Origin of the sequence: Roseivirga spongicola (assembly GCF_001592965.1) — a bacterium.
Lineage (GTDB): Bacteria > Bacteroidota > Bacteroidia > Cytophagales > Cyclobacteriaceae > Roseivirga > Roseivirga spongicola.
Map to the genome: position 1 here is coordinate 1,046,928 of NZ_LRPC01000028.1, position 24,253 is coordinate 1,071,180.

The following is a 24,253-nucleotide window of genomic DNA, read 5'->3' on the forward strand; positions in this document are numbered from 1 at the left end:
TCTGCTTCAGTGATCAGAAATCCGAAATTGGAAATCAGTAAATAATAGACCGTTTTCTGTTTTCTGTTCAACCGTTTTCTATCTTATCTCCCTAGCCAGCTCAATGGCCTTTCTCAAGGCCGCAAGCTTATTGTTTACTTCTTGTAGTTCTGATTCTCTGTTTGACTTAGCAACTACCCCAGCTCCTGCCTGATAGAACAAAGTATTATCCTTGGTAAGGAATGAACGGATCATAATGGCATGGTTGAAATCTCCATTGAAGCCCATAAAACCGATGGCTCCACCATAGTAACCACGTCTGGTTTTTTCATTCGCACTAATCAATTGCATGGCTCTAACTTTTGGCGCTCCGCTCAATGTACCTGCAGGGAAAGTGCTAGCTACCATTTGTGTCGACTCCATGTCATCAGAAAGGGTTCCTGTTACTTTAGATACCAAATGGATTACATGTGAGTAGTATTGAATCTCCTTGTAGGTCTCAACTTCAACATTTGATCCTGCTCTGCTAAGATCATTTCTGGCTAAATCAACAAGCATAACGTGCTCCGAATTTTCTTTAGGGTCGGCATGTAGCTTTTTAGCTAATTCAGCATCTGCCTCATCGTTTCCTGTTCGCTTAAAAGTCCCTGCAATTGGGTGGATCGTTGCCTTTCGATCTTTAATCACTAACTGAGCTTCGGGCGATGAACCAAAGATTTTAAAGCTTCCAAAGTCGAAATAGAATAAGTATGGTGAAGGATTCACAGATCTCAACGCACGGTAAACGTTGAATTCATCCCCTTTAAACCTGCTTTGAAACCTTCTAGAAAGTACAATTTGAAACACATCGCCACGGAAACAATGCTTCATGCCTTCGTCAAGAATCGATAGGAATTCATCATCAGTATAATTAGAAACCTCTTCAGACTGAGGGGCAAACTCATAAGACGGATAGTTCTTGTTATTCACCAAAGTCTCGATAGACTGAATACCTTTTGGTTCGGTACCTTCTGGTGAATGTTCGAACAGATATAACTCATTTTTAAAATGGTCGATAGCGATAACATATCGATAGACATGATAGAGCAAATCTGGAATTTGGTATTCATCCTCCTTACCCTCTGTCACCGGAATTTGCTCAAAATACTGAACCGCATCGAACCCGATGTAACCAAACAATCCGTTGTTAATGAACTTAAACTCACTTGAATCAGACTCGAAAGAAGCAGCAAACTCAGACAGCTTTGCCGCAACTTGTTCCCCTTCTACTTTACCTTCTTCAGCATAGCCCGGCAAGTTCATTTCGAACTTAGAGTCCTTCACCATTAATTTGGCAATTGGCTCGCAGCAGATGTATGAAAAGCTATTGTCATCTCCGTGATAATCAGAGCTTTCTAGCAAAATAGCATTCTGATATTTATCGCGAAGTTTCAGATAAATACTCACTGGCGTTACCGTATCGGCCAGCAGCTTTTTGTAGGTAGTATTGAGTTTAATCTTGTTCATTCTCTTCAACTTTTCAAGTTTTTAGATTCTTCAGTCGTCCTATCGTCCTCCTCGAGAGACTCTGATGGGATTTTCTGTCCCTCCCTCAGAGTCCCTTGAAGGAGACTCTGAGGTGTATAAACAAAAAAAGCCCGCATGAACTGCGAGCTTCTTATATATTTTTAGAAATAGCACTAGTCCACGTTACCGAGATTCAGTTACGTGCCACCACCATGCGTTATTTCTTTTTGTGCTTAACATTATGGTGCCAAAGCTAGAAAAGGATTTTTTTAATACAAATAGAATTTTGAGCATTTTTAAAAAAATGCTCAAAATTTCTTTCCAATCATTCAGAGAATTATAATACCTTTGAAATTGATGAGAAAAAAGAAAATCATTGGAGCTATACTATTGAGCCTTTTTGGGCTTTTTACCACTCTCAATGCTCTTCCCCACACTCATCATGAAAGTCTGAATGATCATGAAGTATCTATAGAAAAGACTTTCCCAACTCAATTGAATGTTCTTCAGCACAGTCATCAAACTGACCATTGGCTTCATATTTTAAACCACCTTGTTGAACAACATTCTCATTCTACCCATCAACATGAAATATCTAAACTAGAACGTCAATCAAAGAGTAAATCCAATAAACTCCCTCTTTTCCTAAACATAAGGAACACAGTCTCTCAAACAATTGATCATACTTTAACTGTTCCTTGTGGTCAATCTGCTGTTTTAAAGGCTAGACCACCGTACACTTCAAGTACAGCACTACGAGGTCCCCCAGTACGCTTACTCTCTTAAAGCTATTCAATTTCGACTTATTGGTGTTGTCTTTTGCAATTGAGCCTTAAAATAGGCTGCGACTTGTTGCGGAAGATGATGGTTGTTTGGGTACATACGTGCCTAAATTTTAGTCAAGAAAGAATAGCTGATCTGTGTTTTCAATTCTCTGAAAACAAAGTTTTTAGGTGTTTCATGTAAACAACAATCATGTTAGATAAAATTATAAAGTATTCGATTAAGAATAAACTTATTATCGGATTACTTACGCTAGCGTTGATCGGTTGGGGAAGCTATTCATTGACGAAATTGCCAATAGATGCTGTTCCTGATATTACCGACAATCAAGTTATGGTAATCACGGTATCGCCTACTTTGGCCGCACAAGAAGTAGAGCGTTTAGTTACTTTTCCGGTAGAACAGACCATGGTTTCGATTCCGGAGATTAAAGAAATGCGGTCGTTTTCTCGTTTCGGACTTTCTATTGTTACCATCGTTTTTAAAGAAAGTACCGATTTGTATTGGGCTCGCCAACAGGTGCAAGAACGTTTGAGCCTGGCAGGAAATGAAATTCCAGATGGAGTTGGACAACCTGAAATGGCACCAGTAACTACTGGTCTAGGTGAGATTTACCAATATGTGGTAAAAGCCAAGCCGGGTTACGAAGATCAATACGATGCAACAGAATTGCGTACTATTCAAGACTGGCTGATTAAAAGGCAGTTGCTGGGTACAGAAGGCGTTGCTGAAGTAAGTGGTTTTGGCGGTTATGTAAAGCAGTACGAAATCGCTATAGACCCCGATAAAATCAGAAGTTTCAATATCAGTATCAACGAGGTTTTCGATGCCTTAAAGGCCAATAATCAAAATACAGGTGGTGCTTACATTGATAAAAATCCCAATGCCTACTTTATTCGCAGTGAAGGGTTAATCAAGAGCATTGAGGAGATTGAGAAAATCGTAATCCGTTCCAATATTAATGGCAATCCATTATTAGTGAGGGATGTTGCCACCGTTCAATTTGGCCATGGGGTACGTTATGGTGCCGCCACACAAAACGCACAAGGGGAAACAGTTACAGGTATTGTGATGATGCTAAAAGGGGCCAATTCTTCTGCGGTAATCAATAACGTAAAAGAGAAGATCGAGCAAATTAAAACCAACTTGCCAGAAGGTGTTACCATTGAGCCTTTTTTAGATCGTAAAAGTTTGGTAGATAGGGCGATTGGTACGGTTACCACCAACCTAGTAGAAGGAGCTTTAATCGTCATCTTTATTCTCATACTTTTCTTAGGGAATTTGCGAGGGGGCCTTATCGTAGCATCGGTAATTCCCTTAGCTATGCTTTTTGCTATTGGTATGATGCGCCTATTTGGTGTGTCTGGCAATTTGATGAGTCTAGGAGCTATTGATTTTGGTTTAATTGTAGATGGAGCCGTAATTATTGTAGAAGCCGTATTGCACGGAATCCATGTGGCCAAAAAGAAATATGCAGGGGTTAAGCGGCTTACTGCTGCTCAAATGGACCATGAAGTATTTGAATCTGCCAGTAAAATTAGAACCTCTGCCGCTTTTGGGGAAATCATTATCCTAATTGTTTATCTACCACTTTGGGCGTTGGTTGGCGTAGAAGGGAAAATGTTCACGCCAATGGCCCAAACGGTATCCTTCGCTATTCTGGGCGCTTTCTTGCTTTCGTTGACTTACGTTCCTATGTTATCGGCTTTGGCACTGAGCAAAAAGACCACCCACAAGCGAAACTTCTCAGATAAAATGATGGATGGGATTCAGAAAGCTTATCGCCCTATCATCAAGGCTGCTATTAGAATGAAAAGCGCAGTGGCTCTATCTGCTGTAGCACTTTTTGTTATTGCCTTATTCGTTTTTAATGGTCTAGGCGGAGAATTTATACCACAACTCGATGAAGGTGATTTTGCCGTAGAAACGAGAGTACCAGTGGGAAGCTCCTTGCAACAGTCGATCGAGGTGTCTCAAAAAGCACAAGAAATCATTTTGCGCGAATTCCCAGAGGTGAAACAAGTGGTCAATAAAATCGGGTCTGGCGAAATCCCTACCGATCCTATGCCCATAGAAGCTGGGGATATGATGATCATCTTGAAACCCAAAAACGAGTGGGTAAGTGCCAGCACAAGAGAAGAGTTGGTTAGTAAAATGGAAGAAGCATTAGCGGTTATTCCTAATGCCACTTTTGGTTTTCAGCAACCTATTCAAATGCGATTTAACGAGTTGCTTACCGGTGCCAAACAAGATGTGGTACTTAAAATCTATGGCGAAGACCTTAACACCTTGGCAAGTTTGGCCAAAGAGGTGGGCAGTTTAATCCAATCGGTACCTGGAGCAGAAGATCTGTACATCGAAGAGATTACGGGTTTACCACAAATCCAGATTGAATTGAACAGAGATAAAATAGCGATGTATGGCATGAATGTGCAAGACATCAATCAAGCTATTGCCATTGCCTTTGCAGGCCAATCTAGTGGATTGGTTTACGAAGGAGAGAAGCGATTCGATATGGTGGTTCGGTTAGATAAAACCTACCGAACCGATATTTCAGATGTGCAAAACTTGTTTGTAGAGAATCCTAATGGGGCGCCCATTCCCTTGCACGAAGTGGCTTCGGTTACGTATGCGCCAGGCCCCGTGCAAATACAACGAGATAATGCCAAACGAAGGGTAACTATTGGTTTTAATGTTCGAACACGTGATGTTAAAAGTGTAGTTGCTGATATACAGCAAATTGTAAAAACAAAAATGGACATGCCCGCAGGATATTATGTAACCTATGGCGGCCAGTTCGAGAATTTACAACGTGCAACGCAACGTTTGGCCATTGTGGTGCCATTGGCTTTGCTGCTGATTTTTGTTTTGTTGTATTTCACTTTTGGCTCTATCAAACAAGGCCTTCTCATTTTTACAGCAATTCCCTTATCGGCAATTGGGGGTGTCTTTGCATTATTGTTGCGCGACATGCCTTTTAGTATATCGGCTGGTGTGGGTTTCATTGCTCTTTTTGGTGTGGCAGTATTAAACGGAATTGTACTCATTGCCGAATTTAACCGATTGGAAAAAGAAGGCGTGACCGACATCTACCAGCGGGTATTGAAGGGAACCAAACTACGGTTACGTCCGGTGTTGATGACCGCAGCAGTGGCTTCGTTGGGATTTTTGCCCATGGCAATTTCGACAACCGCAGGTGCGGAAGTACAACGCCCCTTAGCTACCGTGGTAATTGGAGGTTTGTTAACAGCTACTTTGCTCACCTTAGTGGTTTTGCCAGTACTCTACATTTTGCTGAACGAGAATAAACCATGGAGTTTCAAAAAGGTAAAAACTCTACCGATGGTGATTCTTTTAGTAGTATTCTGCTCAGGCTTAAATTCTCAAGCACAATCTCAGGGCCCTAAACGCCTAAGTTTACAAGAAGCCATCGATTATGCGAAGCAGCGAAACGAGCAAATGCGGCTAGCTAAGTTAGTTGTAGAAGATGCAATAGCTAAGAAAAATGGAGTCTGGGCAATTCCAAGGTTAGAAGTCAACTACATGCAAGGTGTAGTGAGTAATCCTACCATAGAAGACAACATGGTGAATGTTATTCAACGGATAGAATTCCCAACGGTTTATGTGCAAAAGGTGCGGGTTGCAAAAGCTCAGGTAGTGGAGAGCGAACAAGCAAGTAAACGAGTAGAACAAAACCTAGTTCAACAGGTGAAAATGGCCTATTTGCGATACGTGTTTGTTCTTGAGCAAATTAATTTGTTGAAACAACAAGATAGTTTGTATTCTAGTTTGAGCAGCTTCAGTAAACAACGTTTTGAAACAGGAGAATCAGCACGGTTAGAAATGGTTGCTGCAAAAACGCAAGCTATGCAAGCCAAAAATAAATTGATGCAGATGCAAGCAGAGTTAAGAATTGCACAAACCGAATTGCAAGTATTATTGCAAACCGAAGAGGCTGTGGTTCCTACAGAAAAGCAGTTGAAAAAGTTGCTTTTGCCTGCAAACATGTTCGACACGCTAGGCTTACAAAACAATCCAGAGTTAGCCTACCTGCAGCAAGCTATAGCAGTGAGCGAGCAAAAGGTGAAGTTAGCGAAACACCAATGGTTTCCTGATTTAATGCTGGGTTATAACAGCCAAACGTACAATGGCCAACAAACTATAGACGGGCAAGATTACAATTTTACAAAGAGCGATCGGTTTAGCTTTTTTCAGGTGGGATTGGCAATTCCGTTATTACCAAGCGGACAAGCATCTAAGGTGAAGTCGGCAAATATTAAGGTTCAAATCGCTAAGTCGAATATGCAACTCGTTAAAAATCAGTTGAATGGTGAGTTTTTGTCATTGCAAGAACAGTACAGACGATTACAGCAAACGCTTGCTTATTACGAGAGTGAAGCGAATCCGCAAGCCGATTTAATTATTGCGAACTCAGAAGCAAGTTTTAAAAATGGTGAAACTTCTTATAGTCAGCACTTTATCAATTTAAATCTAGCGCTTTCAATACGTCAAGAATATGTGCAAAGCACTTGGGAGTATAACCAAGTAGTGATAGCCATAGAACGCCTTTTGGGCAATTTCTAATTCCAAAAACATAGAATGAATGAAATTTAATCAAAATCATTGGTTGGTAATAGTGGTCTTAACTCTGTTATTATCAGCCTGTAGTAATACATCAGAAACAAATGAGCCCGTTTCTACTGAATCAGCTCCTGTAAATAAGAACCAACTCATTTTTACAGAAGCGCAGTATCAGTTGGCTGAAATCGGAACGGGGCAATTACAACTGAAGAGTGTAAGCGAAGTAATTCGCGTAAATGGTACAGTAGAACCAGAACCTACAGGAACCGCCACTTTATCAGCACCGCTGGGTGGATATTTACTCACGCCAGCTTTATTGCCTGGGCAAAAAGTTAAAAAAGGCGAGGTTTTGGCAGAATTGCAAAACCCTGAATTTATACAGATACAGCGAGATTATTTAGAAAGTAAAGCTCGCTTAACCTATTTAGAATCAGAATATAAACGCCAGCAAGCATTACGAAGTAACGAAGTGAATGCAGTTAAAACCTTTGAACAGGTTAGTGCTGATTACCAAGCAAAAAAGGCAAAAGTAGAAGGGCTAAGAGCGAGTTTAAACTTGGTAGGAATTAGCGTTGAATCGGTAGATAAAGGAGACATAAGTAGCAAAGCGGTGCTGAGGTCTCCTATTAACGGTCACATCAAAACGAGTAATTTCAATTTAGGAAACTATGTAAATCCGAAAGATGTAGTGTTCGAAATTGTGAATAGAGAAGCATTGCATCTGGTGCTCGATGTTTATGAAAAAGAGATTGCTCGAGTGAAAGAAGGGCAAGCCATTCATTTTGGTGCTAATAGCGAACTAAGATTAAACCGAAAAGCAAGTGTTTTTCTGGTAGGAACCGCAAGTGAAAAAGATAGAGTGGTTCCGGTGCATAGCCATATTGCTAAAAACAACGCAGAAGGATTGTTGCCTGGAATGTATGTGAAAGCCAGGATAGAAACAGATAGCACTCTTGCTTTAACAGCGCCAGAAGAGGCAATTGTTATGTATCAAGGTAATCCCTTTTTGATTTTACAAGAAATCAGCAACAATCAATATGTATTTGAATTAGTGCCAGTTGTGTTGGGTAGTCAGCACGATGGAGAAGTAGCGGTTGGTTTTCCTGGGTTTTCTCATCCAGAAGAAAAGAAATGGGTGTTTAAAAATGCCTATGCCGTGTTATCAGCAAAAATAAATTCAGAAGAAAATTAACTTATCTATAAAAATTATGAAAAAAATAATAATTATAACAATAATCAGTATTTCAGCTTTAAGTGCATGTAACAATAAATCTGCAAAAGAAAACAATCCTTCAAAAGAAATAACACCAATTGAAGATAGTAGCAATATGGGAAGTGAAAGAAAAACAGATAGCCTCAGACAGATTAAAGAACACGGTCATGCACATTAATTCACTTAAAAATCAGACGTTGATTAAAGCTGTTCTTCTTAACAAAAAAACTACCTTATTGGTACTATTAGCATTGCTTTCATTTATTACAAGCAATGCATATGCTCATGGGGTTGATGAAAACACACAGAACTTTCTAACAGGAAATAGCGGAGTAGCATTCATTCCGTTTTTATACATCGGTGCTAAGCACATGGTTACTGGCTATGATCATTTACTTTTTTTAGTAGGTGTAATTTTCTTTTTATATCGGACTAAAGAGATTTTACTCTATGTCAGTATGTTCACAATTGGCCACAGCATCACTCTTTTGGTAGGAGTGATGACCAATATGGCCATAAACGCCTACTTAATAGACGCTATAATTGCTATATCCATTATTTACAAAGGTTTTGATAATCTAGGAGGTTTTCAACGGTTTTTTAGCAAACAGCCTAACACTAAAGCCGCAGTGCTAATTTTTGGTTTGTTTCATGGCTTAGGTCTTGCAAGTAAATTGCAGGAATTTCAATTTGACCGTACAGGTCTGTTAACAAATTTAATCGGCTTCAATATTGGTGTAGAGATTGGTCAGTTTCTGGCTCTTGCTTTGGTATTAATCCTAGTGAGCATATGGAGAAAACAAAACAGCTTTATGCGTTTTGCTACCCTTACTAACACTATTTTAATGTCCGCTGGCTTTCTACTTCTAGGTTTTCAATTAACTGGCTTTTTCATCTCTTAATCTTTAAAAAAATGCAACAACAAATTTTAAATAAAAAACAATTAATTCGTGCAATTATATTATCAGCAGCAATCGGAGCACTAGTTCTAATTGTTGCTGTTATGCCAGCTGAATATGGTTTAGACCCTACAGGCGCTGGTAAACTCATAGGATTTGATAAACTATATGTATCTGACAAGAATAGTGAAGACATCGTTTTTTCTACTAATAGGGAAACTTTGCCCGTGGTCAAGTTAGAAAAAGTCGGTTCCGGTAAGAACATACCCATTCCAGAGGAAGTAAATCTTCCAGCCCCAGCCGAAAAGCTACCTTTCCGAAAAGATGAAATAACTATTTCTATCCCACCGAAAAAAGGTATTGAATACAAATTTGACATGGTAAAACATGGCAAAATAAAGTATGAATGGTTGACAAATGATGGTTTAGTCTATATTGACTTTCATGGAGAGGTTAAACAGCAAGTTAAGCCTCAACAAACATATTATGAAAGCTATACCTTGGGCTATTCGAACAATATGGCAGGTAGCCTCTTAGCACCTTTTGAGGGGCCGCATGGATGGTATTTCAGAAATGATACTGACAAAAATGTTGAGGTAACTATACGTTTGGAGGGAGAATATTCTCTTAAATAAACTATATAGTTGGTAAAAAGTCCCGAGGTAGGAAGCTGCATTATGTAAAAAACAGTATTTTTTTCTACCCGGGCACAACTAGTAATATCTATTATAATCTCGACTACCTAAAAAAATGGCTTCTGCACAATCCCCTCCTATCAAACCCCAAGGTTAAATTCATTATTTTTTCTAATCTTCTAGTTGGAAGAAATTCCTGTCAAAAATGATTGTATTTTAGAAAAATAATGAAACCAATCTTAACCTTTAGCCTTCTAGTTTTAACCATATCCTTTAGCTATACTCAAACAAATAACCGTTCAGCTCAACAAAAGGAAATTATATCAAAACTATCCGGACACAGCCCAATAACTAAAAACACACTTTTAAAGGATAGACACTCTAATAGAGCAAGGAAAGTTAGTGCTGAATACCTCAAATATAAAATATCATTTTTCTGTGATAAATCCGAGATAATAAATTATAAAAAAAGGGCTCGTAACGTTACGGGTTCAATAATGGCTACTTCCAAAACAAATCAGTGGATAATAATCGGGGCTCATTTCGACTCTGTAAAAAATAGCCCGGGAGCCAATGACAATGCTACTGGAGTAGCTTTAGTCTATGCTGTAGCAGAATATATTTCTACTTTAGAAGTTAGGAAATACAATCTACAGATTGTATTCTTTGATCAAGAAGAAAGAAGATTTAAAGGCAGCAAGGCCTATGCAAAACAGCTTCTAGAAAATAAGGTGAATGTAGTTTCTGTTCACACCATCGACCAATTAGGTTGGGATGAAGATGGCGACAGAGGTATAGAATTAGAAGTTCCGACAGACCAAATAAGAGACCAATATTCAAAAGTGGCTGGTGAATACAATTATACCTTCCCCATCCAGATTTCGGATGTAACCTCCACCGATCATAGGTCATTCAGACAATTAGGATTTGCGGCAACAGGTATTACCGAAGAGTATAAAAATGGTGACACCACTCCGCACTATCATCGTTCTACCGACACTTATGAAACCGTAAATTTTGCCTATCTCACCACCATTACTGAATATGTTCAGAAGGTTTTTGAAGATATGATGAAGTAAAGAAGCATTAGCTAACTGCCTTTCTCGCAATCGTTCGAATGGCACTAAACAAAACTAGCTCATAGTTTAAACCATGGGCTAGTTTCAATATCGCTTATTATCGAACCGTTTAAACGGTTTGCAATTAGTTAGTAGACAATTTCAACAATACAGGTCTATGATCTGAAACCGCATCTGCATAGTTGGTTAAACACTCTTCAAGCTTTAACACTTGGGTTGAAACGTTGTTATCGAACAACTCATTCGAGATCACAATTTGATCGATCATACTCGGCCAAGAAGGGAAAGACCAACCTGAAGATGGGCCTTCAGCAATCTCCATGGTAGTAAATAAGAAGTTGTCAGAATCGTCAATGAAGTTTTTAAACACATTATCACTTCCTCTATCCGTAATTTCATCATTGAAATCGCCTAGGAAAATCACATTGCTTGTAGCAAGGTTCTGATCTATATATTCTTTAACCAGCTCAGAAGCTCTTTCTCTTCTATCTTCCGAACCACTACAGCACTTCATATGGACGTTAATTAAATCTACCACCATGCCACTGCTGTGTTGAATTTGCATATACAAAGGTCTTCTCACAGAAGTAAAGGCAGTGTTGTAGTCAGAATTGTTAAGGTCGCCATATAGGTTAGTAGGTTGCTGGGTAACAGTAATTTCACTGTCCTTATATAGATAAGCTAATCTCTGCGAGCTTCCACTAATATGCTCTACATGACCAGACCATCCATCTAAGGCATCTACTAACACATCAAAATCATCCAATGACTTAATTTCCTGAAGAGCGATAACATCTGCATCAAAGTCTTCAATAATCTCTTCCACTTTTTCTGCAGTACCAGATAAGACAGGGAAGTTCTCAATATTCCAAGTAACTACTTCCAGTGTCTCGTTCGAAACATTAACCAAGCAGTTTTCATAGGTGCTAGGTTCTGGAGTATCATCATCGTCATCAGGGGTTGGTGTTGTATCTCCATCCCCACCACAGGCCATTACTGCCCACAACATCAATCCAAATAGCCAATATCTTTTTTGCATGCTGCAAAGTTAAAACCGACAAGCCTGTATGACCAGCGTTTTATTTGATTTTAACATGAACTAAATGTTAACTCTTCTTTCCTTTTGAATTTGAAAAACGGTGAAAGTAACAACAGCTATTGAAAGGGTTACGATGATCCACTGGTTGACACCTGTAAAGCTAAAGTCAATTCCGACAATGGCATGAAACGCCTTTGAAACATTAATAAGCCCTAAAATTGAGGTTGCAAATAGGGTAACCATCATGGCTAAATTTAACCACATTCCATTCTTATGAGATAAAAGTAGTTTGCTGTTGCAAAGAATACAAAGCGCAAAAGTAAGTACTGGTAGAATAAGGCCGTTAGCGGCCTGAGCTGCAATAATTACAGGAATTGGCTTAATCCCCGAAACTCCAAAGCCAAAACCTATGAGGATAATAGCCATCCAAAACCTTCTAAATTTAAGCGACTGATCTGACCATGAATTACCTTTTGGGTGAACACTTCGAATAGTTAAAGCTCCAGCCAAAGCAGCAGTTATGGTAGATGTAAAACCTGCCCCAAAAAGACCAAAAGCAAAAGCATAACCCATTACTTTACCATGGTCGGATATGAGTTGATTGAAGAGGTTTTCAAATGAAAACTGACCATTTACACTTGTTCCTACAACCACAACAGCCATTGAGATAAATCCACCAAGAAGAATGGAAAAAATCAATCCAGACCTTACAGACTTGAGTTCTTTTCCTTCGGCCAGACCTGAACCTAAGAAGATATTGTAAGGTACGATTGTAGTTCCTATTAATCCTAAAACTATTAAGGTTGAACCTTCTGGTAATTGCGGTACAAACAGGCCTGTTAGCAATTCGTTCCACTTAACATCTACATTGAATGCAGCATAGAACAACCCGAGCCCCATTATGGCTACCAACGCACCTAGAATTTGAGGGACTGATTTAGTCTTTTCAAAATATAGAAGTAGAAATGAGACACCCGCGATTATGGCTGTAAAAACCCATTGAGGAATCCCAAAGTTGAGCAATGCTAGCCCCGATATTGCTCCTAGAATATTCCCAGCTTCGTAAGCAAGGCAACCGAGAAAAATGGAAATACCTATGAACCAAACAAAGGAAGAATTAGAAAACCTATCCTTAATAGCTTGTCCTAAGCTTTTTCCTGAAACAATAGTGATTCTGGCAGAAGCTTCTTGCACTACAATGCAGGCCAAGGTCGAAAATAAAAGCGCCCAAAGAAGCTGAAGCTGATAGTTAGCTCCGGCAGAAGCAGCTGTGGTCACCGTTCCTGGACCAATAAAAGCCGCAGCGATGACCAGCCAAAAAATGTAATTCCAGAATTTCGACTTCATCGTGGAAGATAGTAATTCTGAATAAAAACAGACAGCCGGAATCGGTGTCCTAACCGATTCATATGGTTAATCCTGGTGAGGACACCATGATTGGCTCTAAACCAAAACTGTTGATGCATAGAAAGACTGACAGCTTTAATGAACACTAGATCCTTCGCTGTACTTAGGATGAAAAAATAGGTAAATACCAACCGCTGGTCATTGGAAAGACCTTTGACAAACTTAAGCCTGAGACATCTCAGGAGCATTGACCTATGAATAAGCACGAAAAGAAGTTTGTCAAAGGTAGTTGGTGATAAAACGCGGCTTGTAAATTAGCCTAACAAAAACCCGAGTTCTGCAGGTTTTTTCAGCAACCAGCCGGTTAAGCTATACCTCCCTACATTGGTTTTTAGCACTTCGTGTGGAAGCACATCGCTTTTAAAGAGCACAATACGCTTAGCAATCGGCTCAACCAACCTCTCTTCATCGTCTAAATAAAGCTTCAGTTCTCCTCCATCACCTTTTTTCCAGCCTTCATTCAGGTAAATGATCATAGAAATAAGGCGGTTACTCCGATCCTTAAACTGATCTACATGTTTCTCATAGAAAGTACCCACAGGGTAATAAGCCAAGTGCGACTCAAAATCGGCAATACCTAAGTAGCAATAGCGGTTGAGCTTGGCTATTAAATCTCTGATGATTTCGAAAACGGGCGATAAATGAGTGTCCACATTAGAATCCAACCAGTAAACATGATCTCCCCTTCTACTCTTATCTAAATGATGGTCAGACAAAGCCCCGATTCCTGCCGGATCGAACTCATCATGCCCCAATTTGCTAAGGAAAAAGCGCCTTAAATCGGCATAAATCTCATCATTGAGAAAATTATCAATGACTAGGTAGTCATCTTTGGCAAGTGCATCAACCCAGTCAATCCACTGCTCTTCGGCAATACATTCCAACAGTTCTACAACCGCATATAAAGTGCTGCAAAAGTGGTAAGAAGTTTTGAGATATTGTTCTATCAAAATGTGAAATTTCAACGTTCTTAGTTTACTTGAATTTCAATTCTTCAATAGGCTTAAAGCAGTAATAACATCGATTTAAAAGTTGATCCTGAGAATTTTCCAGTATCGACCCCTGCCCTAAAGGGTGAAAAATTTCAGGGTATACCCTCTAGGAAATAAGAGGGTTTCCTAAAGACTTTTTAAACCATTGCTTCAGTTTTTGTAATTGAGATTCTAGAATCACTTATTATTGAGTTTTATTTTAATTACATGTCGAAACTGAACCTCGCCATCATTTTTGGCGGCAAATCTACAGAGCACGAAATCTCTATACTTTCAGCGAAAAGTATTCTTAAACACTTAGATAGAAGTGCCTTCAACCTAAGCGTCATTAAAATCGATACTGCCGGCCATTGGTGGTTAATAGATGAAAGTAATCTTGATGAAGATGCTGCTGGTGAACCTGTCACTTTAGTTCCTGGCAGCCCGAAAGCTCAGCTCATTTCTCTTAAAAATGGTTCAGTCGTTGAGACGTTAGATGTGGCCTTCCCTGTGCTTCATGGTGTTTTTGGTGAGGATGGAACTATTCAAGGCTACTTTAAAATGGTAGACCTGGCCTTTGTGGGTTGTGATGTATTGGCTGCTTCTAGTTGTATGGATAAAGATGTGACCAAACGACTGTTGAGAGATGCGGGTATCAACATAGCTCCTTATCTTATGGCTACAGACAATCGCATTCCTTCTTTCGAACAAGTAGAAAGTGAACTCTCAATACCAGTTTTCATAAAGCCAGCTAATTTAGGCTCTTCTGTGGGTGTCTATAAGGTAAAGACCAAAGCAGAGTATGATGAGAAAATAAAAATGGCGCTCACCTATGATCACAAAGTTCTAATAGAACAATTAATCGTAGGCAAAGAAGTTGAATGCTCTGTACTGGGAAATGAAGAACCGAAAGCCTCTCTTCCAGGTGAAATTGTAACCAACACCGACTTTTATGATTTCGAGTCTAAGTATGTTGATTCTAATGCTTCAAAAACCCAAATACCTGCTTCTATTACCGAAGAGCAAATCAGCGAGGTAAGGTCTGTTGCTGTAAAAGCTTACCAAACCATGGGCTGTCAAGGCCTAGCCAGAGTTGACTTTTTTGTAACTGTAGATGGAGAAATTCTGATCAACGAAATCAATACACTTCCTGGTTTCACAAACATCAGTATGTATCCGAAAATGTGGGAAGCCACTGGTATAGGATACTCAGAACTCTTGAGTTTACTCATTGAATTGGCTATTAACAAGCATAAGAGCGATGCCTCTTTAAACGTGAAAGCAAGAGAAGTAAAATGAATTATGCCGTAGTTTCCATACCTGTTAATTTAGTAGAAACAAGTGCCATAGAAGAGGTCAATGTACTGACTGACCTTACTTGGCCCGATACAAAACCAAAGGGATTTACCAAGGCTAGTAGAATTGAGGATTTCATTAAGAGAAACCCCAACAAAACTTGTCATTTCATATATGAAGCAGAAAGCTTAATTGGCTATGCAGAATCCTTTCCAAGGGAAATAAAGGTAGACAACCAGAGGATAACTGTAATGGGTCTTGGAGCTGTTTGTGTTCACCCCCAAAGAAAAGGACAGGGTTTAGGAGCCTTGCTAGTTCAAGCTGCTTTTAAAAGAATAGATAGTGGCGAGTTCGCTGTTGGCCTATTTCAAACTGGAGTTCCTGGTTTCTATGAGAAGCTAAACTGTCGTTCCATAGAGAACAAAATCATCAATTCGCTCAGCGACACTCCAAATGCCAATCCTTTTTGGGATCCTTATGTTATGATTTACCCGAGGCAATTCATTGGTTTTCAGTCAGAAATAGATCTTTTAGGGGCTGGTTATTAAAAATTTAAACAGAATTTATTTCCGACTAGTTGATTTTTTCAGAAGAAGATTGAAATTGCCTTCAAAATCTAACTGCTATGAGTCAAACAAGTCAGTCAAAACCCAGAGTAATTAAAGACTTTGAAAAACTAGATCAAGGAATTCAAGAGCAAATAAAGCTCGAGTACCCTGAAGGTTTTGAAGACAATCTAATCCACTTTACCAATAAGGAAGGTAAACGCGTTTCAGCTCTTCCTTTTGAAACTGAAGAAAAGTATTATTTGGTAAGAATGACCATTGAGGAAGCCCAACAAATCATTGAAGATGACGATGATTACGATGAGGATGGCAACCTTAAGGACGACATCAAAATCGAGTATGCTGAAAAGCATAATGACGATGATATGGATGATGAGGACGACTCAGATCCGTATGGCGACTCTGAAGATGATGAGGACGATGAAGACTAATTGAACCAAAGCCTCCCCGGCTTGTTGAACAATTAGTTAAATCAACATTAATGAAGATAGGAATCATAGGCGGAACAGGCATGTTGGGTCACCACATGGCCATAGAAGCACAGATAAGACAATACGAAATCGTTCTTATACACCGACAAAACGCAGATTTAGACAAGGTCATAGATTTGCGTTATGAATCGAGAGTCGCTGATTTGAACGATAGAGGAAGTTTAGTAAAAGCATTTGAAGGGTTAGATGCTGTGGCTAATTGTGCCGCCTACTACCCTACTATTCCTAGGCCGCTTTCAGAAGAAATGAAAACGGCCAGACTTCAGATGAACTATTTTTTCGATGCCCTAGAAAAAGCTAAAATCGAAAAGGCACTCTATGTTGGTGGTGCGGTGGCACTTCCTAAAACATTAGAAGGGTTAGCAAATGAAGAGGCATCATTTACCAAGGCACCAGATAACACCGCTCCTTACGTTCAAGTAAAATGGCTCATGGACGACATGGCCAGATCTGCAGCTAAAGATGGTCTGCCTTTGGTAATCGGAATTCCTTCCATGACCTTTGGCGAGTACGATTTCGCCCCAACTACAGGAAGGCTAATTGTAGACATTGCCAATCAGAATTTGAAGGCATATCTCAAAGGCGAACGCAATGTAGTTTCAGCCAGAGATGCTGGCAGAGGACTCTTGTATGCCTTAGAAAAAGGCCAAGCTGGCGAGCGCTACCTCATTACAGGAGAGAATGTAAATATGGATACCCTTGTGGCTACTATCTGTGAACGTGCGGGTGTTCCTCAGCTTACAAAAACGGTTCCTCTTAACATGGCGAAATTTGTTAACAAATTAGAAGAAACACGCTATGCTTTATTTAAAGGAAACCCACCAAAACTAAGCTCTACTGCCATTGCTGTGTTAGCCGGAGGCCAACACCTAGATGGAACAAAAGCTAAAGTAGAATTAGATTATACTCCAGAATTAACCATGCGAGATGCTATAGACCGAGCCTATATTTGGTTCGAAAAACATGGTTATATAAAAAGCTAATTCCAACCTATGGCGTTTCACTGTTGTCTACTTTTTTGAACGATAGACTAAATGAAACGCTACATTCTTTTCTTACTGACATTATTGGCATTCAGCTCTTGTGGTGAAGACGAAATAAGTATGCTCTCTGCACCGTGCAATCAAGATTTGGTTTGTACGGAAGAACTCCGCTACCTCAGCTATAAAGCCATGTTAGATGGAAAACCAGTGGTCTTGGACAACTACTATGTCAAAAATCTTGACAACGGAAACCTTTACCAAGAAAGTTCTTTAAATGATCATTTGGATGAAGGGCAGTATGTAGTGGTTTCAGATGTTAGGCTTTCAGAAATCAAGAAAACTGGCACCATTCTCAGATTCTTCGGTATTAAGAATAATGAGATAGTACTTCAACAAGACTTTACGGTTGGTCATGACTGCTGCCATATAATCCCGCTATCAGGCCCATTTGTTGAGCAATAATTATCTCTTTCTTATTAGCTCACCTCCTTCTTTCTAAGAACACTATTTAACAAATAATATAAATGATAAGAACACTTCTTAGCACATGCATTTTGTGTGCAATCATCAGTTGTAAACAAACGGAAATCCCTAATTACAACGGTGAATACGACCTAAGCCTAATGTCGTTTAATCTGCGTTATGACGAAGAAGCCGATGGAGAAAACAAATGGAGTAATCGTCAATGGGCGTGCATTGATATGCTCAAAGAGTTTGAACCTAGCCTTTTAGGAATTCAGGAAGGACAAGAGCACCAGGTGAACTTTCTGGCTGAAAACTTAGATGATTATGCTCATGTTGGTGAAAAAAACGAGAGTAGTTACTACGGTGAGTACAAAAGCATATTCTATAAAAAGGCACAATTCGATTTACTACAATCTGAAACTTTTTGGCTTAGTGAAACACCAGAAGTCCAATCACTGGGTTGGGATTCTAACAATATTAGAATAGTAACTTGGGCAAAGCTCTATGATAAATACACAGGTAAAATCTTATATGTGTTTAACACTCACTTTGACCACATAGGGAAAGTAGCACAGCAAAAATCGAGTGAACTTCTCGTTAAAAAAGTTTCAGAAATTGTAGAAGCTGGTGCACCCGTATTCATTACCGGAGACTTCAACATGCTAATTGGCAACAAACGACTTGCCCCTATCACCAATGAATTCCTAAGTGCTCAGCGCTTTGCTGAAAAAAGTGACGACAATCAGTCATTCAATGCATTTGGAAGGTGGTACATGAATAGAAATATAGATTTCATCTTCTTTAAAAATGCCAACGCACTCTCTTATAAAACGGTAGTAAAGGACTACGGTGTGCCTTATATATCCGACCATTACCCCATTATTTCTCACATGAATTATTAATAAATGAGAATCACATTCATAAGTATAATCACACTCTTAACTGTAACCAACATTCAGGCGCAGTCGCAAAAAGATTGGTTTCATTTTCCAGGATTCGATCCTGCTCTACCGACTACACTTACAGACAAAGAAACTCTAGTCGGGGTTTTAGGCTTGGCTGCTATATCATATTCTCTCGAGGAGTTTTTGTTCAAGAAGCATAACAATGTCAATTACTATTCCTTTAGGGCAGGAATGAATAAAGAGTATGCTTGGGGTCTAAAAAATGTTTGGCATCAAAATGCAGGTATTGAGCATCAACCAGCACCATGGTTTGCTGTATCTGCCTCATTTAACTTACAGCAGTGGAGTGATAACTCTCCACACATAGGAACAGATGATCGATTTGGATTAGGGTTAGGGCTAATGACCTATTACAGGTGGTACCTTTTCGGGAAAAAGAGATTCAAACCATATATAGAATATGGAATTGGCTTATTTCAAGGTTTTAAAGAGTTCCCATATAACGGAAGTAAATTCTCTTTCAATCATTCTTCACAATTAGGTTTCGAATACGTCACGAGAAATAAAAACAAGGTTCGCTTGGGCTATGGAAACTTTCATCAAACAAACTATAATATGCTAGACTCCAACCCTTCATACACAGGTTATGGGTTCAGTCTAAGCTATAGTTATCAAATTCAGTAGTCCAGGGTAGTCATACAACCCTATTAATCAATTATTTAAATCATAAGTAGTAGAGATTAAACACCTCGTTTTTCTGACTAACAGAATCTACAAAATACAACTAATTGCAATTGAGCCCTTCTCGTTTTCGGGAATGGCTCTTTTCATTTATGGTTAAGGACAAAGTTAGCTTCAGTTCGCTGGGCTAACTTTTCTTTTCTTAACTTAACCCAATGAGTTTTGTGGATATCAATTGCGATATGGGCGAAAGCTATGGCAACTTCATTGTCGGAAATGACGAAGCTATATTCCCACATATCACCTCTTGTAACATTGCCTGTGGAATGCATGCAGGAGATCCCTATCACATTGAACGTACCATAGACTTGGCTATTCAACATAAGGTGCAAATTGGTGCTCACCCTGGCTACCCAGACTTACAAGGTTTTGGTCGAAGAGTGATCCCCATGACCTCGAACGAACTCTCCTCATCTATAAAGTATCAAGTTGCTGCGCTGAAAGGTTTAGTGGAAAGCAAAGGGCTTAACTTGGCTTATGTAAAACCTCATGGTGCCTTATATAATGAAATGGCTCAAAACGAAATGGTGGCTCAAACAGTTGTTAGTGCTATAAAACAAATTGATGTTAATTTAAAAGTGATGGGGCTAGCAGGAAGCTTGGTTAAACAAGTGGCAGAATATGAAAACATGAAGTTTGTGGCCGAGGCTTTTGCTGATAGACAGTATGAGGCAAATGGAAAATTAAGGGCTAGAAATCTAGAAGGTGCTGTTCATAACAATGCCGAAATAGCAGCAGATCAGGTTGTTTCTATTGCCCAGAACCAGAAAGCATTGAGTGCCGAGGGGAAAGAAATAACCATTGAAGCCCAGAGCTTTTGCATTCACGGGGACAACCCTTCGGCAATAGCTATACTAGAGAAAATAACAGAAAAACTAAGCGTAGCAGGCATCAGTAAAAGACACTTTTAATGCACATTCAACCTTTTGGAGATAAAGCCTTACTCGTTTCATTTGAGAAAAAGATTGACCCTGAAATCAATCAGCAAGTGATTAACCTTTACCATACTTTAAAGGCTAGTGCTAAGTTTACCTTCCTCACTCCTGCCTACTGCAGCTTAACAGTAGGTATAGACCGAAGTCGATTCACTATAAACGAAGCCACTGAATTAATTAAAGAATTGGCTTCACAGCCCCCTACCAATCAATCGGTTTATGTTAGAGAATTTACAATTCCTGTTTGCTATGAAGGTGATTTTGCACCAGACATGCATGAGGTTTCTGAAATCACAGGGCTCGACCCGAAAGAAATCATAGCTCTTCATAAGGCCCAAGAGTTTAGGGTTTATATGCTTGGCTTTGTTGCCGGATTCGCATATTTGGGCACCCTACCCGATCAACTAGCCTGTCCACGTAAGAAAACGCCAAGAAAATCTGTTCCGCAAGGTTCTGTTGGTTTAGCAGGGCATCAAACCGGAATATACCCGGTAAATGCCCCTGGTGGTTGGCAAATAATTGGGCAAACCCCAGTGCAAATGTTCGATACAACAAGAGAAGAGCCTAATCTCCTCTTTGCAGGAGACAAGGTGAAATTCAGAGCAATTTCAGAAGATGAGTTTAAACTGATTCTATTAAAAGAAGAAACTGGTATATACCATACCGAGGCAAAACATGGATAACCTATTCAAAATAAAAATATTGAAACCTGGTTTATTCAGTTCTCTTCAAGACCTAGGCAGAGTTGGCCACCAAGATGCTGGCATTCCATTTAGCGGTGCCATGGACAAAGAAGCACATAAAATAGCTAATGAATTGCTAGATAATCCGCATGCTACACCCACCATAGAAATGACCCTTTGTGGTGCAGAACTGGAATTTGAGGGTGTTGGGCAAATTGCTATAACAGGAGCTGACATGAATGCTAAACTCAATGACAAGCCCATGCCAATGTATCAGACCATTGATATCAAGTCAAGAGACAGGCTGAGTTTTCATAGAGTGGAATCGGGATGCAGAACATACCTAGCAGCTCGGGGCGAATGGAGCGGAACAGAGTGGCTCAGTAGCTTTAGTACCATATCTAATCTTTTAAAAGTAGACGGAATACCAGAACAGCTTCAATCAAATCAGTCTATTGAGATACGTACCTCTAATTTTATAGAACAGAGAACTTACCCTAAAACGGCTAGACCCATATATACCTCCAGCTATATTTTAAGAGTGGTTACTGGGCCAGAGTTTGAACAGTTCAGCATAGATCAGATTCAATCTTTCTTTGATAAAGTATTTGAGGTAAGTGCCGATTCCAACCGAATGGGATACAGACTAAAAGGAGCGATAAAGGATTATAAACCTTTAAGAGAAGAAATTTCGTCTGGAATAGTGGAAGGTACAGTTCAAGTAACTAGCGCTGGCGAACCTATTATTTTAGCCGCAGATGCACAAACTACAGGAGGTTATCCCAGAATTGCCAATGTAGTGACCGAAGACCTTTCTATTGTGGCTCAAATGAAGGCTGGAGATGAAGTAAGGTTTATGCTTGTTGGCTTGGCAGACCTATAAAACAGACAAGGCGATCTCCGTATGAAATCGCCTTAATCAACCTTAAACTAAAACTACTAATTAATTATTTATCTGATAGTAAGCAGTGCCATTCAGTTCTGACAGCAAGTCTGCTTGTCTCAAAAGTCTTAATTGATCTTCTCCAAGACTGCTCTTCTCTCCTTCTACTAGTAACTCTTGGTTACTATCATAAACTTTAACGAAGTCTACTTCTTGGAATTGCACTATGTTTTCCGCCAGATATTGCTCCACATAAGCATCAATTTCTTCCAGATAAGCCTCATCATAAACCAACGCTTCTTCTACTTTCTTATCGTTGGCTTTTTCGTTTACAGGATTGTTAGGAATTGGAGTGCTTGCAGAGGCAAGAATGGTTCCGGCAAGCATAAGTGCCATTACGGCTGAGATTCTATTTTTTAACTTTTTCATGTTGTTTGATATTTTGAGCTCCGCCCGAAAGCGGAAAAATTTGACCTATTGTTTTGACCTTGTTTTTGACCTGCCAACAATTATCCAATCCGTATGCCAAAATTTATTATCAACTGAAAGTCAATGAATTACAATCATACAGGATTATTAAGCTGTTCATTTGTGTACGTTTTCGGTCAACAGTGTGCGCAAAAGTGTCCAATCCAAGGATTTTAAGGCTTTTTAAAGGTTACATAAGGCGCATTAATTTTTGATAAATTAACTTGCGCCCAAATATGGCTATCCCTCCTGCTCCAGATTTAAAGGCGATAAACTATTCGCTACCTGATGAAAAAATCGCGAAGTATCCATTGGCTCAAAGAGATCAATCGAAGCTCTTAACTTACAGTGGTGGCAATATCTCTGATACAGAATTCAAAAACCTGCCCGAAATCTTAGATGCCAACACCTCTCTCTTTTTCAACAACACCAAGGTTATTCCTGCCAGACTCTTCTTCCAGAAAGAAACTGGAGCCCAAATAGAAATTTTCTTACTTAACCCAGTAAGCCCTACGCACATCATTAGTTTGATGATGGAAGAAACAGGTGCTGTGGTTTGGGAGTGTATGGTAGGTAACTTCAAGAAATGGAAAGACGATACTATACTCGCTCGAAAGTTTGAAAACAATGGTTCCAGCGTTGAAATACGCGCAAAAATCGTTGACCGAGAGCAAAAACAAATAGAGTTCAGCTGGTCAGATAAATCTCTTTCCTTTGCCGAAATAGTAGAATTAAGTGGTAAAGTACCGCTACCGCCCTACCTGAATAGAACAGATGAGCCCGAAGATAAGGAACGTTACCAGACAGTATATTCTAAGCAAGAAGGAGCTGTAGCGGCTCCAACAGCAGGGCTTCATTTCACCGATCAAGTTTTGTCTGATCTCGAGCAAAAAGGAGTAAACCTTAACTACCTTACGTTACATGTTAGTGCGGGCACCTTCCAGCCAATAAAGGCCAGTGATGCCAGAGAGCACAATATGCATTCAGAGCAGGTAGAGGTAAATAGAAGTACTGTAGAGCTCCTCTCCAAAACCGAGCGTGTAGTGGCAGTTGGTACTACATCTATGCGTACTCTAGAAAGTTTGTACTGGTTTGGCGTAAGACTAATGAATGGAAACGAAGATTTTTCTATTCAGAAATTAGAGCCGTATGAAACAGAGGAAAACCTTCCTTCAAGAAAAGAAGTCTTTGCATTCATGTTAAACTGGATGGATGAGAACAATACTTCCATTTTAACAGGTAAAACTGAAATATTCATTATGCCTGGCTATCAGTTCAGAGTTTGCAACGGCCTGATCACCAACTTTCACCAGCCTGGCAGCACTCTTATGCTTTTGGTTTGGGCCTTCATAGGAGAAAACTGGAAAAAGGTGTATAAACATGCACTTTCAAATGACTATCGCTTTTTAAGCTATGGCGACTCTTCAATTTTACTGCCGTGAAAATTTAAAAGTGTTTATATTAAAGCATGATTCAAGATACTTCAGCTGATCCTCCAATAGCTGTATTGGAGAAGCTGATCAACTACATCAACGAGAACGTACCTGTACTCAGCGACAAGTTTTCTCTCTTAGGAGAAGAAATCACTGCAACGCACATTATTGTACCTATTGTCTACCTTATTCTCTTGAATTTGCTAGGCAACCTATGCCGTTCTGTTCTTATTAATAGAATACTTACTCACAGAGTAGAAGATAGAAAAACCATTCTCTCAATTGGTAATACCACTAAGTATACCATTCTTA

At 39.5% G+C, this 24,253-nt stretch carries 23 protein-coding genes; 18 read left to right on the forward strand and 5 right to left on the reverse strand.

All coding sequences use genetic code 11. From position 1 onward, the window contains the following. Positions 1-78: 78 nt before the first annotated feature. Positions 79-1,485 carry an anthranilate synthase component I family protein gene (locus tag AWW68_RS16465; RefSeq protein WP_068223434.1) on the reverse strand — a complete coding sequence of 469 codons (1,407 nt, stop codon included), beginning with the start codon at positions 1,483-1,485 and terminating at the stop codon, positions 79-81. A 357-nt stretch (positions 1,486-1,842) separates the two neighbouring features. On the opposite strand from AWW68_RS16465, the gene AWW68_RS20285 reads away from it, so the two are divergent. The 7 genes from AWW68_RS20285 to AWW68_RS16495 all read left to right on the forward strand — a co-directional run bounded on the left by AWW68_RS20285 (position 1,843) and on the right by AWW68_RS16495 (position 10,675). Next, the gene (locus AWW68_RS20285) at positions 1,843-2,271 is read left to right on the forward strand and encodes a hypothetical protein (RefSeq protein WP_068223437.1); all 429 of its coding nucleotides are present in this window, start codon (positions 1,843-1,845) and stop codon (positions 2,269-2,271) included. 189 nt (positions 2,272-2,460) lie between these two features. Further along, positions 2,461-6,852, forward strand: coding sequence for a CusA/CzcA family heavy metal efflux RND transporter (locus AWW68_RS16475; RefSeq protein WP_068223439.1), 4,392 nt, complete (start codon positions 2,461-2,463; stop codon positions 6,850-6,852). 19 nt (positions 6,853-6,871) lie between these two features. After that, positions 6,872-8,041, forward strand: a complete 1,170-nt coding sequence (locus AWW68_RS16480; protein WP_068223445.1) for an efflux RND transporter periplasmic adaptor subunit — start codon at positions 6,872-6,874, stop codon at positions 8,039-8,041. A gap of 16 nt (positions 8,042-8,057) precedes the next feature. Then, entirely contained in the window at positions 8,058-8,240 is a 183-nt protein-coding gene (locus tag AWW68_RS20170; RefSeq protein WP_157717688.1) for a hypothetical protein, read from the forward strand. Continuing rightward, positions 8,230-8,964 carry a HupE/UreJ family protein gene (locus AWW68_RS16485; RefSeq protein WP_084375750.1) on the forward strand — a complete coding sequence of 245 codons (735 nt, stop codon included), beginning with the start codon at positions 8,230-8,232 and terminating at the stop codon, positions 8,962-8,964. Before AWW68_RS20170 ends, AWW68_RS16485 begins: the two co-directional genes overlap by 11 nt. Positions 8,965-8,975: 11 nt before the next feature. Next, positions 8,976-9,596 (forward strand): hypothetical protein, encoded by a 621-nt coding sequence (locus tag AWW68_RS16490; protein ID WP_068223448.1) that lies wholly within the window; start codon positions 8,976-8,978, stop codon positions 9,594-9,596. Between the two features lie 227 nt (positions 9,597-9,823). Continuing rightward, positions 9,824-10,675 carry a M28 family metallopeptidase gene (locus AWW68_RS16495; RefSeq protein WP_084375722.1) on the forward strand — a complete coding sequence of 284 codons (852 nt, stop codon included), beginning with the start codon at positions 9,824-9,826 and terminating at the stop codon, positions 10,673-10,675. A 124-nt stretch (positions 10,676-10,799) separates the two neighbouring features. Here the strand turns inward: AWW68_RS16495 and AWW68_RS16500 are convergent, their stop codons facing one another. The 3 genes from AWW68_RS16500 to AWW68_RS16515 all read right to left on the reverse strand — a co-directional run bounded on the left by AWW68_RS16500 (position 10,800) and on the right by AWW68_RS16515 (position 14,086). Beyond that, a complete protein-coding gene (locus AWW68_RS16500; RefSeq protein WP_068223453.1) occupies positions 10,800-11,714 on the reverse strand; it encodes an endonuclease/exonuclease/phosphatase family protein in 915 nt (304 codons plus the stop codon). A 60-nt stretch (positions 11,715-11,774) separates the two neighbouring features. Next, complete coding sequence (locus AWW68_RS16505) at positions 11,775-13,061, reverse strand: Nramp family divalent metal transporter (protein WP_068223456.1); 1,287 nt, start codon at positions 13,059-13,061, stop codon at positions 11,775-11,777. A gap of 314 nt (positions 13,062-13,375) precedes the next feature. Further along, positions 13,376-14,086 (reverse strand): 2OG-Fe(II) oxygenase, encoded by a 711-nt coding sequence (locus AWW68_RS16515; RefSeq protein ID WP_221406009.1) that lies wholly within the window; start codon positions 14,084-14,086, stop codon positions 13,376-13,378. 234 nt (positions 14,087-14,320) lie between these two features. Here AWW68_RS16515 and ddlA point away from each other — a divergent pair, with 234 nt between their 5' ends. The 10 genes from ddlA to AWW68_RS16565 all read left to right on the forward strand — a co-directional run bounded on the left by ddlA (position 14,321) and on the right by AWW68_RS16565 (position 22,040). Continuing rightward, positions 14,321-15,391, forward strand: coding sequence for a D-alanine--D-alanine ligase (gene ddlA, locus AWW68_RS16520; protein ID WP_068223465.1), 1,071 nt, complete (start codon positions 14,321-14,323; stop codon positions 15,389-15,391). Then, on the forward strand, positions 15,388-15,936 hold the full coding sequence (locus AWW68_RS16525) for a GNAT family N-acetyltransferase (RefSeq protein WP_068223467.1): 549 nt from the start codon (positions 15,388-15,390) through the stop codon (positions 15,934-15,936). The genes ddlA and AWW68_RS16525 overlap by 4 nt, the downstream gene beginning before the upstream one ends. Before the next feature lie 77 nt (positions 15,937-16,013). Further along, a complete protein-coding gene (locus tag AWW68_RS16530; RefSeq protein ID WP_068223471.1) occupies positions 16,014-16,385 on the forward strand; it encodes a hypothetical protein in 372 nt (123 codons plus the stop codon). Between the two features lie 50 nt (positions 16,386-16,435). Next, positions 16,436-17,428 (forward strand): NAD-dependent epimerase/dehydratase family protein, encoded by a 993-nt coding sequence (locus AWW68_RS16535; protein WP_068223473.1) that lies wholly within the window; start codon positions 16,436-16,438, stop codon positions 17,426-17,428. A 51-nt stretch (positions 17,429-17,479) separates the two neighbouring features. Next, entirely contained in the window at positions 17,480-17,890 is a 411-nt protein-coding gene (locus AWW68_RS16540) for a hypothetical protein (RefSeq protein ID WP_068223478.1), read from the forward strand. Between the two features lie 62 nt (positions 17,891-17,952). Continuing rightward, complete coding sequence (locus AWW68_RS16545) at positions 17,953-18,795, forward strand: endonuclease/exonuclease/phosphatase family protein (RefSeq protein ID WP_084375723.1); 843 nt, start codon at positions 17,953-17,955, stop codon at positions 18,793-18,795. 3 nt (positions 18,796-18,798) lie between these two features. Then, on the forward strand, positions 18,799-19,482 hold the full coding sequence (locus AWW68_RS16550; protein WP_068223485.1) for a hypothetical protein: 684 nt from the start codon (positions 18,799-18,801) through the stop codon (positions 19,480-19,482). A 212-nt stretch (positions 19,483-19,694) separates the two neighbouring features. Further along, positions 19,695-20,450 carry a 5-oxoprolinase subunit PxpA gene (locus AWW68_RS16555; protein WP_068223488.1) on the forward strand — a complete coding sequence of 252 codons (756 nt, stop codon included), beginning with the start codon at positions 19,695-19,697 and terminating at the stop codon, positions 20,448-20,450. Continuing rightward, positions 20,450-21,157, forward strand: a complete 708-nt coding sequence (pxpB, locus tag AWW68_RS16560) for a 5-oxoprolinase subunit PxpB (RefSeq protein ID WP_068223491.1) — start codon at positions 20,450-20,452, stop codon at positions 21,155-21,157. Before AWW68_RS16555 ends, pxpB begins: the two co-directional genes overlap by 1 nt. Next, positions 21,150-22,040 (forward strand): 5-oxoprolinase subunit C family protein, encoded by an 891-nt coding sequence (locus AWW68_RS16565; RefSeq protein WP_068223494.1) that lies wholly within the window; start codon positions 21,150-21,152, stop codon positions 22,038-22,040. The genes pxpB and AWW68_RS16565 overlap by 8 nt, the downstream gene beginning before the upstream one ends. 60 nt (positions 22,041-22,100) lie before the next feature. Here AWW68_RS16565 and AWW68_RS16570 read toward each other — a convergent pair whose 3' ends face one another. Beyond that, complete coding sequence (locus AWW68_RS16570; RefSeq protein ID WP_068223496.1) at positions 22,101-22,469, reverse strand: hypothetical protein; 369 nt, start codon at positions 22,467-22,469, stop codon at positions 22,101-22,103. 275 nt (positions 22,470-22,744) lie between these two features. Here AWW68_RS16570 and AWW68_RS16575 point away from each other — a divergent pair, with 275 nt between their 5' ends. Continuing rightward, positions 22,745-23,950 carry an S-adenosylmethionine:tRNA ribosyltransferase-isomerase gene (locus AWW68_RS16575; RefSeq protein ID WP_068223500.1) on the forward strand — a complete coding sequence of 402 codons (1,206 nt, stop codon included), beginning with the start codon at positions 22,745-22,747 and terminating at the stop codon, positions 23,948-23,950. The last annotated feature ends 303 nt before the right edge of the window (positions 23,951-24,253 follow it).

What these genes read in the sequence shown, in the direction of transcription:
- AWW68_RS16465 (WP_068223434.1), bottom strand. Translation starts at nt 1,485, where the DNA reads ATGAACAAGATTAAACTCAATACTACCTACAAAAAGCTGCTGGCCGAT.
- AWW68_RS20285 (WP_068223437.1), top strand. Translation starts at nt 1,843, where the DNA reads ATGAGAAAAAAGAAAATCATTGGAGCTATACTATTGAGCCTTTTTGGG.
- AWW68_RS16475 (WP_068223439.1), top strand. Translation starts at nt 2,461, where the DNA reads ATGTTAGATAAAATTATAAAGTATTCGATTAAGAATAAACTTATTATC.
- AWW68_RS16480 (WP_068223445.1), top strand. Translation starts at nt 6,872, where the DNA reads ATGAAATTTAATCAAAATCATTGGTTGGTAATAGTGGTCTTAACTCTG.
- AWW68_RS20170 (WP_157717688.1), top strand. Translation starts at nt 8,058, where the DNA reads ATGAAAAAAATAATAATTATAACAATAATCAGTATTTCAGCTTTAAGT.
- AWW68_RS16485 (WP_084375750.1), top strand. Translation starts at nt 8,230, where the DNA reads ATGCACATTAATTCACTTAAAAATCAGACGTTGATTAAAGCTGTTCTT.
- AWW68_RS16490 (WP_068223448.1), top strand. Translation starts at nt 8,976, where the DNA reads ATGCAACAACAAATTTTAAATAAAAAACAATTAATTCGTGCAATTATA.
- AWW68_RS16495 (WP_084375722.1), top strand. Translation starts at nt 9,824, where the DNA reads ATGAAACCAATCTTAACCTTTAGCCTTCTAGTTTTAACCATATCCTTT.
- AWW68_RS16500 (WP_068223453.1), bottom strand. Translation starts at nt 11,714, where the DNA reads ATGCAAAAAAGATATTGGCTATTTGGATTGATGTTGTGGGCAGTAATG.
- AWW68_RS16505 (WP_068223456.1), bottom strand. Translation starts at nt 13,061, where the DNA reads ATGAAGTCGAAATTCTGGAATTACATTTTTTGGCTGGTCATCGCTGCG.
- ddlA (WP_068223465.1), top strand. Translation starts at nt 14,321, where the DNA reads ATGTCGAAACTGAACCTCGCCATCATTTTTGGCGGCAAATCTACAGAG.
- AWW68_RS16525 (WP_068223467.1), top strand. Translation starts at nt 15,388, where the DNA reads ATGAATTATGCCGTAGTTTCCATACCTGTTAATTTAGTAGAAACAAGT.
- AWW68_RS16530 (WP_068223471.1), top strand. Translation starts at nt 16,014, where the DNA reads ATGAGTCAAACAAGTCAGTCAAAACCCAGAGTAATTAAAGACTTTGAA.
- AWW68_RS16535 (WP_068223473.1), top strand. Translation starts at nt 16,436, where the DNA reads ATGAAGATAGGAATCATAGGCGGAACAGGCATGTTGGGTCACCACATG.
- AWW68_RS16540 (WP_068223478.1), top strand. Translation starts at nt 17,480, where the DNA reads ATGAAACGCTACATTCTTTTCTTACTGACATTATTGGCATTCAGCTCT.
- AWW68_RS16545 (WP_084375723.1), top strand. Translation starts at nt 17,953, where the DNA reads ATGATAAGAACACTTCTTAGCACATGCATTTTGTGTGCAATCATCAGT.
- AWW68_RS16550 (WP_068223485.1), top strand. Translation starts at nt 18,799, where the DNA reads ATGAGAATCACATTCATAAGTATAATCACACTCTTAACTGTAACCAAC.
- AWW68_RS16555 (WP_068223488.1), top strand. Translation starts at nt 19,695, where the DNA reads ATGAGTTTTGTGGATATCAATTGCGATATGGGCGAAAGCTATGGCAAC.
- pxpB (WP_068223491.1), top strand. Translation starts at nt 20,450, where the DNA reads ATGCACATTCAACCTTTTGGAGATAAAGCCTTACTCGTTTCATTTGAG.
- AWW68_RS16565 (WP_068223494.1), top strand. Translation starts at nt 21,150, where the DNA reads ATGGATAACCTATTCAAAATAAAAATATTGAAACCTGGTTTATTCAGT.
- AWW68_RS16570 (WP_068223496.1), bottom strand. Translation starts at nt 22,469, where the DNA reads ATGAAAAAGTTAAAAAATAGAATCTCAGCCGTAATGGCACTTATGCTT.
- AWW68_RS16575 (WP_068223500.1), top strand. Translation starts at nt 22,745, where the DNA reads ATGGCTATCCCTCCTGCTCCAGATTTAAAGGCGATAAACTATTCGCTA.